The sequence below is a fragment of the Isoptericola variabilis 225 genome (assembly GCF_000215105.1).
GTDB classification, from domain to species: Bacteria; Actinomycetota; Actinomycetes; order Actinomycetales; family Cellulomonadaceae; genus Isoptericola; species Isoptericola variabilis_A.
This window is the reverse complement of record NC_015588.1, coordinates 2,364,671-2,384,233: the sequence shown is the minus strand read 5'-3', so window position 1 is coordinate 2,384,233 and position 19,563 is coordinate 2,364,671. Positions and strand designations below refer to the sequence as shown.

Sequence of the window (19,563 nt, the reverse complement as noted above, 5' to 3'; positions counted from 1 at the left end):
GTGCCCGACGACCGGAGCGCACGGTCGGCGTCTCGGCGCCGACGGCACCACCCCGCCGGCCGGCCGGCCGCGCGGTAGATCTGCTCGACGAGGAGACGATCAGTGAGTCACGTGCGAACGAGAGCCGCCGTGCCCCGCGCGGTCCGGACGGCAGCCGCCGTCCTGGGTGCGGCGTCGCTGGCTCTCACGACGGGTGTCGCCGCGTACGCGGCACCCGCCGTGGAGACATCGGCCATCCCGACGGCGGCGACGGCTGCCGCATCGACCAGCCTCGCCGCCCACCCCGGTGAGGCCGACCACTTCCACGCCCTGGTGTTCTCGAGGACGGCCGGCTTCCGGCACGGCTCGATCCCGGTAGGCATCGCTGCGATCGAACAGCTCGGCGCCGACAACGGTTTCGACGTCACCGCGACGGAGGACCCGACGCTGTTCAACGACGAGTACCTGGCGGGCTTCGACGTCGTGGTGTTCCTGTCCACGACGGGTGACGTCCTCAACGCCGAGCAGCAGGCGGCGTTCGAGCGGTACATCCAGAACGGCGGCGGTTACGCCGGCATCCACGCGGCGAGCGACACCGAGTACGACTGGCCGTGGTACGGCGAACTCGTCGGCGCCTACTTCCAGTCGCACCCGCAGAACCAGACGGCGACCGTCAAGGTCGAGGACCAGGTCCACCCGTCGACCGACCACCTGCCGAGCCGCTGGGAGCGCTACGACGAGTGGTACAACTTCCGGACCAACCCGCGGGACCAGGTGCACGTCCTGGCCAGCCTCGACGAGTCGTCGTACTCGGCCGGCAACGGAGCGATGGGCGCCGAGCACCCGATCGCCTGGTGCCAGGAGTTCGACGGCGGCCGGTCCTGGTACACGGGTGGCGGGCACACGAACGAGTCGTTCGCGGAGCCGGAGTTCCTCGACCACCTGCTCGGCGGCCTGCAGACGGCCGCCGGCGTGGTGCCGTCCGACTGCTCGGCCACGCAGAGCGACAGCTACGAGTCGGTGCCGCTCGACACCAGCACGCAGAACCCGATGATGCTCGACGTCACCGCCGACGGCACCGTCATCTACGTGGAGCGCGACGGACGCGTCCGGGTCATCGACCCCGAGACGCGCACGACGTCGACCGCGTTGACCCTGTCGGTGACCCAGGCGAACGAGGACGGGCTCACGGGCATCGTGCTCGACCCGGGCTTCGAGGAGAACGGGTGGCTCTACCTGTACTGGTCTCCCTCCGACGTGGGGGAGCACGGCCCGCACAACCGCATCTCGCGCTTCGTCTACGACGCCGAGACCCGCACGATCGACCGCGCCAGCGAGACACTGGTGCTCGTCGTCCCGACGCAGCGGGCCACCTGCTGCCACGCGGGCGGTGACATGGTGTTCGACTCCGCCGGGAACCTCATCCTCGCCACCGGCGACAACACCAACCCCTTCGAGTCGAGCTCCTACACGCCGATCGACGAGCGTCCGGGCCGCGAGAACTACGACGCGCAGGGCACCTCGGCGAACTCGAACGACCTGCGCGGGAAGGTCCTGCGGATCACGCCTCTGCCGGAGGGCGGCTACGACATCCCCGAGGGGAACATGTTCGCGCCCGGCACGCCGGACACGCGGCCCGAGATCTACGCGATGGGCTTCCGCAACCCGTTCCGCATCGGCATCGACCCGCAGACCGACAACATCCTCGTCGCGGACTACGGCCCCGACGCGGGCAGCGCCAACCCGAGCCGTGGCCCGCAGGGCCTGGTCGAGTGGAACGTGGTGTCCGAGACGGGCTTCTACGGCTGGCCGTACTGCACGGGCGACAACAAGGCGTACATCGACTACGACTTCGCGACCGGCCAGTCCGGCGCGGCGTTCGACTGCGCCGGCGGCCCGGTCAACGACTCGCCGAACAACACCGGCATCACGCAGCTCCCGCCCGCGGTCGAGGCGGAGGTCTGGTACGGCTACGCCACGAACCCGCTCTTCCCGGAGATCGGCGGCGGCGGAGCCCCGATGGGCGGACCGGTCTACGAGTTCGACGCCGACCTGGTCTCCGAGCGCAAGTGGCCGGCCTACTGGGACGGCAAGGCGCTCTTCGGCGAGTGGAACCAGGGCAAGATGTACTCGTTCCAGCTCGATGGTGCCCAGCGTGACGACGTGGTCGACATCAACCGCATCCTGCCGGGCATCGTCGACCCGTCCCAGGGCTTCTACCGGCCCATGGACATGGAGTTCGGCGCCGACGGCGCGCTGTACGTCATCGACTGGGGCCAGGGCTTCGGCGGGAACAACGCCACGTCGGGCATCTACCGGATCGACTACACGCGCGGCTCGGCGACGCCGGTCGCGCGGGCGTCGGCCGACGTCACGAGCGGGCACGCGCCGCTGACGGTGCAGTTCTCGTCCGAGGGAACACGGCACCCGCAGGGCGCGCCGCTCGAGCTCGCGTGGTCCTTCGGTGACGGCGCCACGTCCACCGAGGCGAACCCGTCGCACACCTACACCGAGAACGGCGTCTACACCGCTCAGCTCGTCGCGACGGCACCGGACGGCGCCGAGGGCGTCGCCAACGTCGAGATCGTGGTCGGCAACGACGCGCCGGTCGTGACGATCACGGTGCCCGACGACGGCGCCACCTTCGGGTGGGGCGACCAGGTCGCGTACCAGATCGAGGTGACCGACCCCGACGGCGACGTCGAGTGCTCGGACGTGGTCCTGCACACGGGTCTCGGGCACGACACCCACTCGCACCCGATGGAGGAGCTCTCCGGCTGCGAGGGCGTGCTGCAGACCGCGGCCGACGACGGCCACGGCCTCGACACGCGGCTGTTCTGGACCCTCGAGGCCAGCTACACGGACGACGGTGGTGAGGTCGGCGCGCCGCTGAGCGGTCACGACCTGATCATCCTGCAGCCGAAGCGCCTCCAGGCGCAGTTCTTCACCGACACCGGCCGGCTTCCCGGCTCCACGAGCACCGGCGACGCCGGCGTGCAGACGGAGGAGACGGGCGACCCGCTCGGTGGCGGTCTGAACATCGGATGGATCGAGCCGGACGACTGGTGGGCGCACGAGCCGCTGTCGCTTTCCGGGATCGACGAGATCCGGCTGCGCGCGGCGTCCGCGGTCGGCGGAGGCACGGTCTCGGTGCGCTGGGACGCCCCGGACGGACCCGAGATCGGGCAGATCGAGGTTCCGGACACGGGCGGCTGGCAGCAGTACGTGTTCAGGGGCACCGAGCTCGGCGACGTCCCGTCCGGCAGCGGCACGCTCTACTTCGTGCTGCTCGACGGCGGAATCAACGTCAACTGGGTCGACTTCGTCGGGCGGGGCGCCGCGACGAACTCGCGGCCGGAGATCACCTCGTTCGAGGTGGGACCGCTCGCGGGCGAAGCACCGCTCGACGTGACGGCGACGGTGGCCGCCACCGACCCGGAGGGTCACGCGACGACCGTCGCGTGGGACGCCGGCCTCGGCGAGGGCTTCGTCGACGGCACCGACGAGTACGCCGTGACCTACACCGAGCCCGGCGAGTACCGCCTGCAGGTGCGCGTCACCGACGAGCTCGGCGCGTACAGCACCGAGTACGTCACCGTCACCGTGACGGCCGAGGCCGTCGAGCCCCCGGTCTGCCTCACCGGGCGCTCGGACGGCTTCGACGGACCGGAGCTCGACGAGGAGCGCTGGACGGTGCTCGAGCGCAACCAGCAGCTGCGCATCGAGGACGGCCACCTCGTGATCCCGACGACGCCGACGGACTTCTACGGGACGAACAACGTCGCCGTGCCGAACGTCGTGCTGCAGGACCTGCCCGAGGGCCCGTTCACCGCGACCGCGAAGCTCACGGTCGAGGCGAACGCCCAGTACCAGCAGGCGGGCCTGCTCGTCTACGGCGGTCCGGACGACTACGCCAAGATGGTGATCCAGGGCCGGTCCGCCCCGGCGAACCCGGCGACGCGCATCTTCCAGTTCATCCGGGAGGAGAACGGGCAGCCGAACGAGGTCGGCGAGTCCAACACCGCCGCGCTCGGCGCCGACTACCCGTCCACGGTGTGGGTGCGCTTCACGTCGACCGACGGACAGAACCTGAGGGCGTCGTACTCGCACGACGGCAACACGTTCACGGACATGCCGCAGACGAAGTCGCTCGCGGGCATCACGGACCCGAAGATCGGGCTCGTGTCGCTCGCCGGCACCGGGTCGGCGGCGCAGGCCGTCGACGCGCACTTCGACTGGTTCCACATCGTGCCCGACGACACGGCGGCCTCGGCCGGCCCGGACGACGAGTTCGACGGTGACCAGCTCGACCCCTGCCGCTGGACCGTGCTCAACGAGGACACCGGCCTCTACCGGGTGACCGGTGGTGCGCTGGAGCTCGACACGACGCCGACCGACATCTACGGCGGTGACAACTCGGCGGTGCCGAACATCGTGCTCCAGCCCCAGCCCGGGAACTCCTGGACGGTGCAGACCCGCGTCGACGGCTCGGACTTCGACCGGCAGTACCAGCAGGGCGGCCTGATCCTGTACGGCGACGACGACCACTACGTGAAGCTCGACCTCGTCACGGACAACGCCGCCGGTCAGCCGGTGGCCCGGAGGATCGAGCTGCGCAGCGAGGTCGGCGCCACCATCCAGGACCCGCAGCCTCAGGTCTCGGTCACCTCGGGGGTCGCGTGGCTCCGCCTGACCCGGTCCGGCGACACGTTCACGGGTGAGTACAGCGCGGACGGCGAGACGTGGGCCGAGCTGGGCCAGGTCTCCAACTCGACGCTCGCCGACGCCCAGGTCGGTCTGTTCGGCCTCGGCGGCGGCGCCCAGGGCAACGCGAACGCCACGGCGGCGTTCGACCACTTCCGGGTGATCGGCGACGACGTCGAGCCGCTGACGGTGTCGGCGACCCTCGACCCGGCCGAGCCTGACGGCCCGGACGGGACGTGGCTCGGCCCGGTGACCGTGACGGTCGAGACGACCGGCGGCCCTGCCGGCGCCACCGTCCACCGCGAGGTGAACGTCGACGGCGACGGGTGGGTCGAGTACACCGGTCCGCTGACCGTGGACACCCCGGGCGACCACACCGTCGAGGTGCGGGCGTCGGCCGACGGCCAGACCGTCGTCGGGCAGACGCTCGAGTTCACCATCGCGGCGCCGCCGGCGATCTCGGTGACACCCGCGGTGACGGTGTCGGCGGCCACGTGCGCCTGGGCTCCCGACGGCACGTACGACGTCACCGGCGGCGCCATCGAGGCGGTCGAGGTGGACGGCGTCCAGTACGTGATCCGGCCGATCACCGACGCCGGTGCGGGCGCGGTCGTGGCCGACCCGTCCGACCTGGCGCCCGGGACGTACCGGGTCGCCGCACGGCCGGACGCCGGGTACGTGATCGAGCCCGGCGAGGGCTGGACGGTCAACGCGAACGGCATCGGCGTGCTGCACGTGACGATCGAGGAGCCGGAGTGCCCGCCCGCGGGTGCTCCCGCCGTGATCGTCCAGGCCCCGACCTGCGAGGCGGCCGGCTCGATCGTCGGTGTCCCGATGGACACCGTGCGCCGGTACGAGGTCTACGAGTGGGTCGACGGCAAGCGCGGCCGCAAGCTCGACGGGGCGTCCCTCGGAGCGGGGGAGTACCTCGTCACCGCGGTGGCCGCGCCGAAGACCGAGCTCGAGCTCGCCGGCGACTGGCAGGCCGACAAGGGCGGCCGCGCGACGGTGGTCGTCGTCCTCGAGGAGGTGGGCTGCCAGTGATCGTCGGCGTGGGAGCCGCATGACCCCCGGGTGGACCCCGGCCCGGGTCCAACCGGGGAGGCTCCCACGCTGATACGGCCGAGTCTCGGCCACCCCCTCGGTGCAGGGCAGGACGCGCTCCGGCCCTGCACCGAGGGTCCCCGGCCCATCCGGGCCATCCGACCGCCGGGGCCTCCCGGCACGACGAAGGAGCTGACTCATGGCACGACCGATCACCCTCTTCACCGGACAGTGGGCCGACCTGCCGCTGGAGGAGGTGGCCCGGCTCGCCTCCGAGTGGGGCTACGACGGTCTGGAGCTCGCCTGCTGGGGCGACCACCTGGACCCGTGGCGGTGGGACGACGACGCCTACGTCCAGTCCCGGCTGGACCTGCTCGACAAGTACAACCTCAAGGTGTGGGCGATCTCGAACCACCTCAAGGGCCAGGCGGTGTGCGACGACCCGATCGACCAGCGGCACCGCGACATCCTGTCGGACCAGGTGTGGGGCGACGGCGACCCCGAGGGCGTGCGGCAGCGCGCGGCCGAGGAGATGAAGAACACCGCGCGCCTGGCGGCCAGGCTCGGCGTCAAGACGGTCATCGGCTTCACGGGTTCGTCGATCTGGAAGTACGTCGCGATGTTCCCGCCGGTGTCCGCCGAGGCGATCGAGGCGGGCTACCAGGACTTCGCGGACCGGTGGAACCCGATCCTCGACGTCTTCGACGAGGTGGGCGTGCGGTTCGCGCACGAGGTGCACCCGAGCGAGATCGCCTACGACTACTGGACGACGGTCCGGACGCTCGAGGCCATCGGGCACCGGGAGGCGTTCGGCCTCAACTGGGACCCGTCGCACATGGTCTGGCAGGACATCGACCCCGTCGCGTTCCTGTGGGACTTCAAGGACCGCATCTACCACGTGGACTGCAAGGACACGAAGAAGCGGATGACCAACGGCCGCAACGGCCGCATGGGGTCGCACCTGCCGTGGGCCGACCCGCGGCGCGGCTGGGACTTCATCTCCACCGGGCACGGCGACGTGCCGTGGGAGGACGCCTTCCGCATGCTCAACACCATCGGCTACGAGGGCCCCATCTCGATCGAGTGGGAGGACGCCGGCATGGACCGCCTCGTCGGCGCTCCCGAGGCCCTCGAGTTCGTGCGTCGTCTCGCGTTCGACGCACCGGAGGCGGCCTTCGACGCCGCGTTCTCCACGAAGTGACCATCCACCACCAGGGCCCCCTCCCCACCGCAGCAGCAGTTCGAAGGAGATTTTCATGACCATCCGCACGGACCTCGACCGCAGGACCTTCATGCGTCTCGCGGGGTCCACCGTCGCCGTCGGCGCCGCCACGCTGGCGGGCACGTCCGTGGCCTCCGCGGCGACGTCGGCCTCGCCGAGCCCCCTCGCCGGCGGCCGCCGTCTCGTGGCGCCGGGCAAGCTCGGCATCCAGCTCTACAGCGTCCGTGACAAGGTGTCGTCCCTCGGCTTCCGGGTCGTGCTCGAGCGGCTGGCGCAGCTGGGCTACTCGGAGATCGAGTTCGCCGGCTACACCCAGGGCGCGGTCGGCCCGATCACGCCCCAGGAGATCCGCCAGATCCTCGACGACAACGGGCTCAAGGCCGTCGGTGCCCACCGCGGCATCAACGACTTCGCGACCAACATGGAGCGCGAGCTCGACACGGCCCAGATCCTCGGGATGGAGCACGTCGGCACGGCGAACGCCCCGACGAACAACCGCACGATCGCGGGCTACCTGGCCGCGGCGGAGCAGTTCAACCGGTTCGGCGAGGCGGCCGCCGCGCGCGGGCTGAAGTTCTACCAGCACAACCACCAGCACGAGTTCGCGTTCGCCAAAGACGACCCGTCGGTGCGGCTCTACGACGTGTTCCTCGAGAACACGGATCCCTCGCTGGTGTTCCTCGAGATGGACGTCTACTGGGCGTTCGTCGGCAAGCACCTCTACCCGGGCTTCGAGCCCGTGGACTACGTGCTCGCCAACCGGTCCCGGTACCCGCTGTTCCACCTCAAGGACGGCCGGGTCAACCCCAGCTCCGACAACGGCTACGACATCGTCGAGTTCGGGGCGGGCAACATCGACTTCCAGGGGTTCCTCAGCGCGCTCGAGGGGACCGGGCGCCAGCACGGCATCTGGGAGCAGGACAACGCCGCACAGGTGGCGCTGCCGCCGAACCCGGTCGACTCGTTCGGCAACGCCGAGCGCAGCGCCGAGCAGATCCTGGCGCTGCGGGCTCCGGTCGGAGCCTGAGCTGACGGTCCTGCCCGGGGCGCCACGACACCGTCGTGGCGCCCCGGGCAGTCGTGTTTTCGGTCGACTCGCTTGCCCACGAGTTTTGGTGACTTCTCGAGACGAACCTGCGACACTCGCGGACAACTTTTGCTTGACGTTCGTCAGAAGTGGTCGCTAGGGTCAACCACATGCGAGCCGACGACGTCGCGCAAGGCCGCGCGACCATTCAGCACGAGGGGACGTCGGACCCTGCCCTCGTCCATGAGCAGCCCCTCTTGCGGCTACAGGGCGTGGGCAAGCAGTTCTTCGGCAACCGGGTGCTGCACGACGTGTCCCTCGACGTCCGACGCGGTGAGGTGCACGCCCTGGTAGGCGAGAACGGTGCCGGCAAGTCCACGCTGATGAAGATCATCGCCGGCGTGCACCGCCCGGACGCCGGGACCATCGAGCTGGAGGGTCGGAGCACCGTCTTCGCGTCGCCTCTCGACGCCCAGCACGCCGGGGTCTCGACCGTCTTCCAGGAGTTCAACCTGCTGCCTGAGCGGTCGGTCGCCGAGAACGTGTACCTCGGGCGTGAGCCGCGGCGCCGCGGCCTCGTAGACCGGCGCACGATGCACGCGCGGACCGACGAGCTCCTGGCGAGCCTCGGGATCGGGGGTATCGCGCCGTGGACGCGCGTCGGGTCCCTCTCGGTCGCCCAGCAGCAGGTCATCGAGATCGTCAAGGCCGTCTCCCACGACGCGCGGATCATCTCGATGGACGAGCCGACGGCGGCCCTGGCCGACCAGGAGGTCGAGCTGCTGTACGACCTCGTCGGGCGGTTGAAGGCGCGGGGCGTCGCGGTGCTGTACGTCTCGCACCGCCTCAAGGAGATCTTCGACCTCTGCGACACCATCACGGTGCTCAAGGACGGCAACCACGTGCTCACCGCACCCGCCGCCGACATGACGCCGGACCGGCTCGTGCGCACGATGGTCGGCCGGGACTTCGCCGGGTTCTTCCCCGACAAGGACGACGCCGCGAGCCCGGGTGACGTCGTGCTGGCCATCGAGGGCGCCGGCAACACCGCCGTCGACGGCGTGGACCTCCAGGTGCGGGCGGGCGAGATCGTCGCGCTGGCCGGCCTGCAGGGCTCCGGCCGCACGGAGATTGCGCACGGGATCTTCGGGATCGCCCCGTTCACCCGCGGTCGGATGCAGATCGACGGCACACGGGTGGAGATCCGCTCGCCGCGGCAGGCCGTGCAGGCCGGGATCGCGCTGGTCACCGAGGACCGCAAGACCGAGGGCCTCGCGCTCGGACAGTCGGTCCTGGCGAACGCCCGCCTCGTGCTCGACGCGGTCGTCCCCGGGGAGTCCGACCGCCGGTCGCAGCACGTCCCGGGACTGCTCTCGTCCCTCGACCTCGTCGCCGCGTCGCAGGAGACCGAGGTCCAGTACCTCTCCGGGGGCAACCAGCAGAAGGTCGTGCTGGCCAAGTGGCTCGTGACCGACCCTCGGGTGATCGTCCTCGACGAGCCCACGCGAGGGATCGACGTCGGCGCCAAGCGGGCCGTCTACGACCTCATGCGACAGCTCGCCGCCGCCGGCGTCGCGATCGTCCTCATCTCGTCCGAGCTTCCCGAGGTGGTTGCGATGGCCGACCGGATCCTGGTCGTACGCGACGGGAGGCTCGCCGGAGAGCTCCCCCCAGGAAGCGACGAGGAGTCCATCATGGCGCTCGCGACAGGCACTGACTCCACGTCCGACGAGCACGTCGTGGCCGTGGACGCCCCGGCGGCCACGCCGTCCCGCGGGCTCGCGCAGTCGGGTGACGACCGATGACCACGACCGTCGCCGCCCCTGCGCGGCCCGACTCCGCCACGCGTCGTCGCCGGATCGGCTCCACCGAGATCGTGTGGCTCGCGCTCGTCGGCATCCTCGTGATCGTGGGCGCGCTGGTCGCGGCGCGGGGTGGGAACCTGTTCAGCACGGCCAACACGGCCTACATGCTCACCCAGACGAGCCTCCTGGGGTTCGTCGCGATCGGGCAGACCCTCGTCATCGTCTGCCGGTCGCTCGACCTCTCGGTCGGCTACGTCGTGGCGCTGTGCTCGATCATCGGGGCCACCACGATGGCCGGTGACCCGTCACGGGTCTGGCTCGGCGTCCTCACCGCGCTCGGGACGGCGGCTCTCATCGGGCTCGTCAACGGCCTGGTCATCGCGAAGCTACGCGTCAACGCCTTCATCGCCACGCTCGGCATCGGGCTGATCATCAAGGGTTACCTCGACACGCAGTTCAAGGGTCCGGCCGGCGAGGTACCGACGTCGTTCCAGATGTTCGGCTACACGCGCATCGGGCCCGTGCCGATCTCGACGATCGTCATGCTGAGCCTGGCGGTGGCCGGAGTCGTGCTGCTGACGCGGACCCGCAGCGGATATCACATGTTCGCCGTGGGCGGGAACCTCGACGTCGCCCGCCTCTCCGGCATCCGCACCGACCGGACGGTCATCCTCGCCCACGTGCTGTGCTCGGTCTGCGCGGGCGTCGCGGGGCTGCTCATCGCCGCGCGATTCGGTACCGGTAACGCGCTGGTCTACTCGTACGGGCTCGACCTCGACTCGATCGCCGCGGTCGTCCTGGGAGGGACGCTGCTGCTCGGCGGACGCGGATCGATGGTCGGCACCGTGGGCGGCGTGGCGATCCTCGCCGTGCTGGACACGGCGTTCAACGTCCTGGACGTCGACCCGTTCTTCAAGGACGTCCTGCGAGGCGTCGTCATCATCGCCGCCGTCGCGCTGTATGCGCGTCGGCAGATCGACCCGGCCAGCAGCAGGGCGCGGTTCCGCCCGAGCGGGGGGCGCCTGCGGGGAGGCCCCGTGGCCGTCACCGAGCCGACCACCGGAGGTGTGTCGAAGTGACCACCAGCAGCCCGTCGAAGCTCTCCGAGAGCCTCGCCGCCCGTGCACCGCAAGGGCGCGGCGTCCCGGCCCGCGATCCGCGAGCCGGTGTCCTCACCCGCCTGGGTTCCGGCGGCGCGTGGACCGTGGCCGCGCTGCTCGTCCTCGTCTTCGTCGCGATCTTCTCGGTCAACCCGTCCTTCGCGGAGCCGACCTCGCTCATGGCGTTCGCCAAGAAGGCGGCACCGCTGGTGATCCTCGCGATCGGGCAGTACTTCGTCATCGTCTCCGGCGAGTTCGACCTGTCCGTCGGCTCCCTCGTCGGGGCGCAGGTGGTCATCGCCGCGAAGGTCCTCGACGGCGAGGAGTCCCGCACGTGGCTCGTGGTCGCCCTGATGCTCGGGTTCGGGCTGCTGGTCGGCCTGGTGAACGGGCTCGTGACGACGCTGCTCAAGGTGCCGTCCTTCATCACGACCCTGGGCATGATGCTCGTCCTCTACGGGGCCATCCGCCTCTGGACCGGAGGCGCCCCGACCGGCGCCCTCACCGAGGGCTTCCGCACCTGGGGCCGCGGAGGCATCCCCGACAACCCGGGGTCCTTCCAGGTCCCGTGGGCGCTCGTGATCGCGGCGGTGCTCGCAGCCGCGGCCGTCGTCCTCATGCGCCGCCCGTACGGCCGCACCCTCGTCGCCGTCGGCGACAACGCCCGGGTGGCCGCCTATGCGGGCGCGCCGGTCTGGTGGGTGCGCACCCGAGCATTCCTCCTCTCGAGCTTGTGCGCGACCGTCGCCGCCGTGCTCATCGGGGGCTTCGCGGGCGTCACCGCGCAGGTCGGGCAGGGCTTGGAGTTCATGGCGATCACCGCGGTCGTGCTGGGCGGCGTGGTCCTCGGCGGAGGCCGTGGCACCGTCGCCGGCGCGATCCTCGGCGCCGTGACGCTCGAGGCGCTGTTCACCCTCTTCAACCAGTTCGGCCTGCCGGCCTCGATCCGACCCGCGGTCCAGGGCGTGATCATCATCGCGGCCGTCGCCTACGCCTCGCGGCCACGCCGTGCACGACCACGGGAGCGGGTCCCGGGCGCCGTCGGCGACGGCTTCGATCCGAGCGGGAGTCCTTCCCCCGCTCCGGCGGCCGATCCACCTGACCGCTAGGCCCAGATCTCCTGACGACCTCGACAGACCGACCACCACGACGCGTACCCGTTCGCTCCCGTCCCGACGACGACGTCTCACGAAGGAGAACGACATGAAGCGAGTCCGAGCCCGAGCTCTTGTGGCCGGCGCCGCCACGGCGGTGCTGCTGGGCACGGCTGCCTGCACGACCGACACTCCGGCGGAGATACCCCCGGAGGCGGCCGCCGAGGAGACGGCGGAGGAAGGAAGCGAGTCGGAGTCCGGCGCGAACAGCGAGTGGTTCGTCCAGGCGGACTACGACCGTGAGCTGGCCCAGCGGGACATCGAGCCGGAGGGTCCGGCCGACCAGCCCTGGCTGCAGGCGATCGAGCCGGAGTACGTGGACACATCCGAGTACGCGAGCCCAGGCGGCGACAAGACGCTGTGCTTCTCCAACGCCTCGGTCTCGAACCCGTGGCGCGTCACGGGCTGGATCACCATGCAGCAGCAGGTCGAGGTCCTGAAGGAGCAGGGGGTGATCGGCGAGTTCCGGGTCTCCGACGCCGCCGACGACGACAACAAGCAGATCTCCGACATCCAGGCGTTCGTCGAGAACGGAGACTGTGACGCCATCATCATCTCGCCGTCCACGACGGCCACGCTCACGCCCGCCGTCGAGGCGGCGTGCGAGAGCGGCACGCCGGTGATCGTGTTCGACCGCGGCGTGAATACGGACTGCATGGTGACGTTCATCCACCCGATCGGCGGCTACGCCTACGGCGCCGACGGCGCGGAGTACCTCGTGGAGAACCTCGACCCGGGCTCGAAGGTGCTCGCGCTGCGCATCCTCCCGGGCGTCGACGTCCTCGAGCACCGGTGGGCCGCGGCCGACCGGATCTTCTCGGAGGCGGACATCGACGTCGTCGGCGTCGAGTTCACCGGCGGTGACGCCGCCCAGATCAAGGACATCGTCACGCAGTACCTCCAGCGCGGCGACATCCACGGCATCTGGATGGACGCCGGGGACGGCGCCGTGGCCGCGGTGGAGGCGTTCGAGGACGCCGGCAAGCCGTACCCCGTCTTCATGGGCGAGGACGAGATGAGCTTCCTGCGCAAGTGGGAGGAGACCGGCATGAACGCGATCGCGGCCGTGTACTCCAACTTCCAGTGGCGCACCCCGGTCCTCGCGGCCCAGATGATCTGGGAGGGCCAGGAGGTGCCCGAGGAGTGGGTGCTCCCGCAGGACCCGATCGAGTCCGACGAGCTCGGCGCGTACCTCGAGGCCAACGCGGACATGCCGTCGCTGCACTACGCGAAGTTCGGCGGCGAGGACCTGCCCGGGTTCCCGGAGGCGTGGACCGACCGCTGACCCATCACCGTGGGGGCCGGGCGTCGCTGCGGCGACGCAGCACGTCCGGCCGCCCCGGACGACACGACGACGAGAGAGAGCGACGTGGCTCCCGAACACCGTCATGCCATCCGACGCCGGCCGATCGGCGTAAACACCTGGGTGTGGGTCTCACCCCTGACCGACTCCGCACTGCGCACCATCGCCCCCCGCGTGGCCGGGTGGGGCTTCGACCTCATCGAGCTCCCGGTGGAGCACCCCGACGACTGGGACCCCCGGCTCGCCGCACGGGTCCTCGAGGACCACGGGCTCGGCGCGAGCGTCTCCCTGGTCATGGGTCCCGGGCGTGAGCTGGTCGCCGCCGACCGCGCCACGGTACGCGCGACGCAGGACTACCTCCGCCGTGTCGTCGACGCTGCGCACACCGTGGGCGCGCGCGTCGTCGGCGGTCCGGCGTACGCGTCGGTCGGTCGCACCTGGAGGCTCTCGGCCGCGGAGCGCGCGGCTGCGTACGCCGAGCTGGCCGAGAACCTCGGTCCGGTGCTCGAGCACGCGGCGTCGGCGGGCGTCGTCGTCGGCCTGGAGCCGCTCAACCGCTACGAGACCAGCCTCGTCAACACGCTCGACCAGGCCCTCGAGGTGATCGCGCCCCTCCCGGCCGAGGCGATCGGCCTGATGCTCGACGTCTACCACATGAACATCGAGGAGACCGATCTCGTCGCCGCGATCCACCGCGCGAGCAGCCGCATCGCCGCGGTGCAGGTCTGCGCGAACGACCGCGGCGCGCCGGGGTCGGACCACCTCGACTGGGTACGCCTCCTCGGCGCCCTGGACGAGGTGGGGTACTCCGGCCCGCTGGTGATCGAGTCCTTCACGGCGGAGAACGCCACGATCGCCACCGCGGCCTCGATCTGGCGCCCGCTCGCGGCGACCCAGGACGCCATCGCCACCGATGGCCTCGCTCACCTCGAGGAGGTGATGTCCTCGGCCTGATCCACGTGCGGTGAGAACCGCACGACCTTGGGCGCCGGCACGCCGTGAGGTCACGACCTGTCCCGTCCCGCTGCAGCAGCGGGACCAGTACGTCGACCCGCCCTGGAGGCATCACGATGACCGAGAGACCACGTCCCCGTCGGGGGAGGTCGGTCGCGGCCGTGACCGTCGGAGCGCTGGCGTTCACGCTGGCACCCACGACGATCGCGGCAGCCGCACCGACGGCTCCGGCGACACCGCTCGCGCAGACGGTCGAGGAGGAGCACAAGGTGCTCATCTTCACCGAGACCACGCAGTACCGGCACAGCGAGGCGATCACGCAGGGCACTCCGGTGCTCGAGGCGGCGTTCGCCGAGGCCGGCATCGCGTCCGACCACACGGAGGACTCGAGCGTCTTCAACGACGCCGACCTCGCGCAGTACGACGCCCTGGTCATGTTCCAGGCGTCCGGAGACCCGTGGACCGCGGAGGAGAAGGCCGCGCTCGAGCGGTACCAGCAGGCCGGCGGTGGCATCGTCGCCATCCACAACGCGACCGACATGCGCGGCAACTACGCCTGGTGGGACGAGATGATCGGGTCGCTGATGCCCGGGCACGCGGCCACGGGCAGCAGCCCGGGACTTCTCGGCACCGTGCGGGTCGAGGACCGGACGCACCCCTCGACCGAGCACCTGCCGCAGCGGTGGGAGCGCGCCGACGAGTGGTACAACTTCTCGACCAACGTCCGCGGCGACGCGCACGTGCTGGCGACGATGGACGAGTCGACCTACGAGCCCGGCAGCAACGCCATGGGCTACGACCACCCGATCTCGTGGTGCAAGCACTACGACGGCGGCCGTGCGTGGATGACCGGGATGGGCCACTTCGGCGCCCACTACACGGCCGAGCCCGAGTTCGTCCAGCACATCGTGGGCGGCGTGCAGTGGGCGGCCGGCCTGGTCGAGGGTGACTGCGGCGGCACGGACTGGGGCCAGTTCGAGAAGATCGCGCTCGACTCCAACACGAGCGCCCCGTTCGCCATGGACATCGCCCCGGACGGCCGCGTCTTCTTCACCGAGCTCGTCCGCGGCCAGATCCGGGTGTACGACCCCCGCACGCAGACCACGACGACCGCGCTGGAGATCCCGGTCTACTCGGGCGGCGAGGACGGCATGCTCGGCATCGCCCTGGACGAGGACTTCGAGAACAACGGCTTCCTCTACCAGTACTACTCGCCGGCGAGCGAGGACGACACCGACCCGGCGTCGTTCTTCAACCGCCTCTCCCGGTTCACGGTGACCGGTGACGAGCCCGGTGCCACGGTGATCGACCCGGAGTCGGAGGTCGTGATCCTGGAGGTGCCCGCCCGTCGTCTGCCGGACGAGCCGGGCCACACGGGCGGTGGGCTCATCATCGACCACCGCACGGGCGACCTGTACCTCGGCGTGGGCGACGACGTGAACCCTCACTCCGAGCCTTCCGGCGGGTACGCGCCGATCTCCGAGCGCGAGGGCACGTTCCACGACGCGCGCGAGACGTCGGCCAACACCAACGACCTGCGCGGCAAGATCCTGCGGATCCACCCGGAGGACGACGGGACGTACACGATCCCCGAGGGCAACATGTTCCCGGAGGCGGAGGACACCGAGGACAAGACGCTCCCCGAGATCTACGCGATGGGCTTCCGCAACCCGTTCCGCTTCACGATCGACCCGGAGACCGGCGACCTCGGCGTGGCGGACTACTCGCCCGACAACGGGAGCGACAACCTCGCCACCCGCGGCCCGGCGGGCATCGCCGAGTGGAACCTCGTCAAGGAGCCGGGCTTCTTCGGCTGGCCCCTGTGCATGGGCGACAACGAGCCGTTCCGGGACGTCGACTACACCACCAACCCGGTGACCGTCGGGGACTTCTTCGACTGCGACGCGCCGATCAACGACTCGGTCCGCAACACCGGGCTCACGGAGCTCCCGCCGGCCCAGCCCGCGGACCTCTGGTACGGGTACCAGCGTTCGAGCGTGCCCGGCGCCATCAACGCCGGCGGCGGGCTCGCGCCGATGGGCGGGCCGTTCTACCAGTTCGACCCCGAGCTGGACTCCGACACGAAGTTCCCGGAGTACTACCACGGCAAGCCCTTCTTCTACGAGTGGGCGCGCAACCAGATGTTCTCGATCGACCTCAAGGACCCGCGCGCCGGGGCCGGTGAGTCCGACGTCGAGAAGGTCAACCGGTTCCTGCCGACCGAGCAGTTCCTCGCGCCGATCGACTCGAAGTTCGGACCCGACGGCTCGATGTACGTGCTCGACTGGGGCGGCGGGTTCGGCCGTCACAACCCGGACTCCGGCCTCCACCGGATCGACTACGTCTCCGGCTCGCGCTCTCCGGAGGCCGTCGCGACGGCGACGCCGGACTCGGGGACGGTGCCTCTCGAGGTCACGTTCGACGGCACCGGGAGCTCGGACCCCGAGGGCGACCAGCTCGAGTACGCCTGGGACTTCGACGGTGACGGCACGGTCGACGCGACCGAGGCCACGGCGACGCACACGTTCACCGAGAACGGGGTGTACGACGTGCGCCTCACCGTGACCGACACCGCCGGCAAGACGGGGACGGCGACCGTCCCGGTCGCGGTGGGCAACACGCGGCCCGAGGTCAGCTTCGACCTGCCGCCGACGGGGGCGTTCTTCGACTTCGGCGACACGATCTCCTGGGACGTGTCGGTGACGGACGCCGAGGACTCGCCCGACGGCTCCGAGATCGACGACTCCCGGGTCATCATCCAGGCGGCGTTGGGCCACGACGCCCACGCGCACCCGTCCGAGCCGCTGTACGGACGCACCGGCTCGGTCGCCACCAACCTCGGCGGCGGGCACGGGGAGGACATGAACGTCTTCTACGTCCTCGACGCCCGGTACACCGACGACGGTGGCGACGGCGTGCCCGCGCTGACCGGCTCGGACACGTCGCTCGTCTTCCCGAAGATCCGCGAGGCGGAGTTCCACACGGACTCCGAGGGGACGACGACGGTGCCGAGCCGCGACGTCGAGGGTCGGGGCTCCGTCATCTCAGGGGCCGACGGCGCGTGGGCCTCGTACGATCCGGTCAACCTGCACGAGATCGACGCACTGACCCTCCGGGTCGCGGCGGCGACCGCAGGTACGATCGAGCTGCGCCGGGACGCCCCGGACGGTGAGCTCCTCGCCACCGCCGAGGTTCCGCAGACCGGCCTGACGACCTTCACGGACGTCCGGGTCGACGTCGAGGACCCGGGGGAGAGCTTCACGCTCTTCGCCGTGTTCCCCGGCTCCGGCGAGCGTCGCCTCAACTTCATCGAGGCGAACGGCAAGGGCGTCTCGGAGACGACGCGCCCCGAGGTCGCCATCACGGCACCCGAGGCGGGAGTCGAGCTCGAGCAGGGTGAGATCACCGTGGCGGCCGACGCGACCGACGCCGAGAACGAGATCACGCAGGTCGAGTTCTTCGTCGACGGCTCCTCGATCGGGGTCGACACGCAGGCCCCCTACGAGGCGGCGTGGACGGTCACGGAGGACGGCTACTACGAGCTGACCGCCGTGGCGACCAACGACCGTGGTCTGTCGACGACGTCGCGCATCGTCGTGGCCCAGGTCGGGGACCCGTTCGACGGCCTGAAGACGTTCACCAACGCCCGGGGCGAGTTCGAGCACCTGGGTGCGAACCGGTACCTCATCACGTCCGGCGGCGCGAACATGTGGCAGGGCACCGACGAGTACTCGGCGCTCTACCGCGAGGGGGTGGACGACACCTGGTCCGTCACCGTGCGGATCAACAGCCAGCAGAACTCCCACTCGTCGGCGAAGGCGGGCATCATCGTCCGGAACGACGTGACGGCTCCGGGGTCCTCCCCGGGGTACGCCGCCCTGGGCATCAGGCCCTCGGGCGGGTTCGAGTGGCTGCGCGGCAACGAGTCGGGCCAGCTCAGCACGTCGTCGAGCGCCGGCACGACGGCGTACCCGGCATGGGTGCGGCTCGTCCGGTACGGCGACCTGTACTACGCGTACTGGAGCGCCGACGGCAAGGACTTCCGCCAGATCGGCCAGCCGGTCACCCTGCCGGGTGCGGCGTCGGTGCAGGACGTCGGCATGTTCGTGACGGCGCACAGCGCGTCCGCCACGAGCGCCGTGGAGTTCCAGGACTTCACGTTCGACGACGACCCGGCGGACCCGTCCGCACCCGACCCGGGTGACACGCCGCCGGAGTGCGACGTCGAGGGCGACCCCGACGGCGGTGTCCGTAAGCCGAGCGACGAGTTCGACGGCGAGGGCATCGACGGCTGCCGCTGGGACTCGATCGTCCGGTACGACGCCGACCACGTCACCGTGGCCGACGGCCGGCTGCAGATCACGACGCAGCCGGGCGACATCAACGGTTCCGCCAACGACGACCCGAAGAACTTCATCCTCCAGCGTGCGCCGGAGGGTGACTGGGTCGCCGAGACGCGGTTCGCCGCGCCGCTGCAGCACCAGTGGCAGCTCGCCGGTCTGCTGGCCTACGCGGACGACGACGACTACGTGAAGCTCGACGTCGTGGCGAAGAACGCCCCGGGAGCGGCGACGCTCCTCGGCGCCGAGCTCGTCTCGGAGCAGGGCGGGGCGTTCGGCGCCGGCGGGAACCGGCAGATCGACCTCGCCGGCGAGCCGTCGTCCGGGTTCTGGCACCTGCGCCTGGAGAAGGTGGGCGACACCTACCAGGGCTCGGTGAGCGAGGACGGCGAGGAGTGGGTCTCCCTCGGGGACCCGGTCACGCACGACGTGCCGCTCACGTCGATCGGCCTCATGGCGATCGGTCCGAAGCAGACGTCGCCCGTGGTCGTCGGGTTCGACTGGTTCCGTCTCACGACGGCGGACGACGAGGAGCCCGTGGCCGTCGGTGTCCAGGCGGTGGCGGAGTGCGTCGGCAAGCAGGCGGTCGTGACCGTCCGCGTGTCGAACGACGACGCCGAGCCGGCGGAGGTGCTGGTCGAGACCGCGTACGGGTCGAAGACCTATCCCGATGTCGCACCGGGTGACACGCCGCTCCACAAGTTCCGCCCGAAGGCGGACAGCGTGGAGGCAGGCACGGTCAGCGTGACCGCCACGATCGGCGACCGCACGTCGACGGTCGAGGCGGAGTACGACGCCGTCAGCTGCGGCTGACGCCGGCGCCGGTGGTGGCGGCACGTCCGCCACCACCGGCGTCCCACCGCACCGAGAGGTGCACCGGAACGACACGACAGCAAGGAGTTTGGACGTGAGCTCGAAGGTGACAGCGCGA

Annotated in this window: 9 protein-coding genes; all 9 read left to right on the top strand. The window is 70.7% G+C overall.

All coding sequences use genetic code 11. From position 1 onward, the window contains the following. Window positions 1-129: 129 nt before the first annotated feature. Window positions 130-5,727 carry a ThuA domain-containing protein gene (locus ISOVA_RS11085; RefSeq protein ID WP_233275885.1) on the top strand — a complete coding sequence of 1,866 codons (5,598 nt, stop codon included), beginning with the start codon at window positions 130-132 and terminating at the stop codon, window positions 5,725-5,727. A gap of 199 nt (window positions 5,728-5,926) precedes the next feature. Then, window positions 5,927-6,928, top strand: coding sequence for a sugar phosphate isomerase/epimerase family protein (locus tag ISOVA_RS11080; protein WP_013839313.1), 1,002 nt, complete (start codon window positions 5,927-5,929; stop codon window positions 6,926-6,928). A gap of 55 nt (window positions 6,929-6,983) precedes the next feature. Beyond that, a complete protein-coding gene (locus ISOVA_RS11075; protein ID WP_013839312.1) occupies window positions 6,984-7,976 on the top strand; it encodes a sugar phosphate isomerase/epimerase family protein in 993 nt (330 codons plus the stop codon). A gap of 170 nt (window positions 7,977-8,146) precedes the next feature. Next, complete coding sequence (locus ISOVA_RS11070; RefSeq protein ID WP_013839311.1) at window positions 8,147-9,781, top strand: sugar ABC transporter ATP-binding protein; 1,635 nt, start codon at window positions 8,147-8,149, stop codon at window positions 9,779-9,781. Beyond that, window positions 9,778-10,860, top strand: coding sequence for an ABC transporter permease (locus ISOVA_RS11065; RefSeq protein WP_013839310.1), 1,083 nt, complete (start codon window positions 9,778-9,780; stop codon window positions 10,858-10,860). Before ISOVA_RS11070 ends, ISOVA_RS11065 begins: the two co-directional genes overlap by 4 nt. Beyond that, window positions 10,857-11,990 (top strand): ABC transporter permease, encoded by a 1,134-nt coding sequence (locus tag ISOVA_RS11060; RefSeq protein ID WP_013839309.1) that lies wholly within the window; start codon window positions 10,857-10,859, stop codon window positions 11,988-11,990. Before ISOVA_RS11065 ends, ISOVA_RS11060 begins: the two co-directional genes overlap by 4 nt. A 94-nt stretch (window positions 11,991-12,084) precedes the next feature. Next, window positions 12,085-13,320, top strand: a complete 1,236-nt coding sequence (locus ISOVA_RS11055; RefSeq protein WP_013839308.1) for a substrate-binding domain-containing protein — start codon at window positions 12,085-12,087, stop codon at window positions 13,318-13,320. Window positions 13,321-13,512: 192 nt separating this feature from the next. Continuing rightward, complete coding sequence (locus ISOVA_RS11050; RefSeq protein WP_233275883.1) at window positions 13,513-14,292, top strand: sugar phosphate isomerase/epimerase family protein; 780 nt, start codon at window positions 13,513-13,515, stop codon at window positions 14,290-14,292. 161 nt (window positions 14,293-14,453) lie between these two features. Further along, window positions 14,454-19,445, top strand: coding sequence for a ThuA domain-containing protein (locus ISOVA_RS11045; RefSeq protein WP_049788328.1), 4,992 nt, complete (start codon window positions 14,454-14,456; stop codon window positions 19,443-19,445). Window positions 19,446-19,563: the final 118 nt, after the last annotated feature.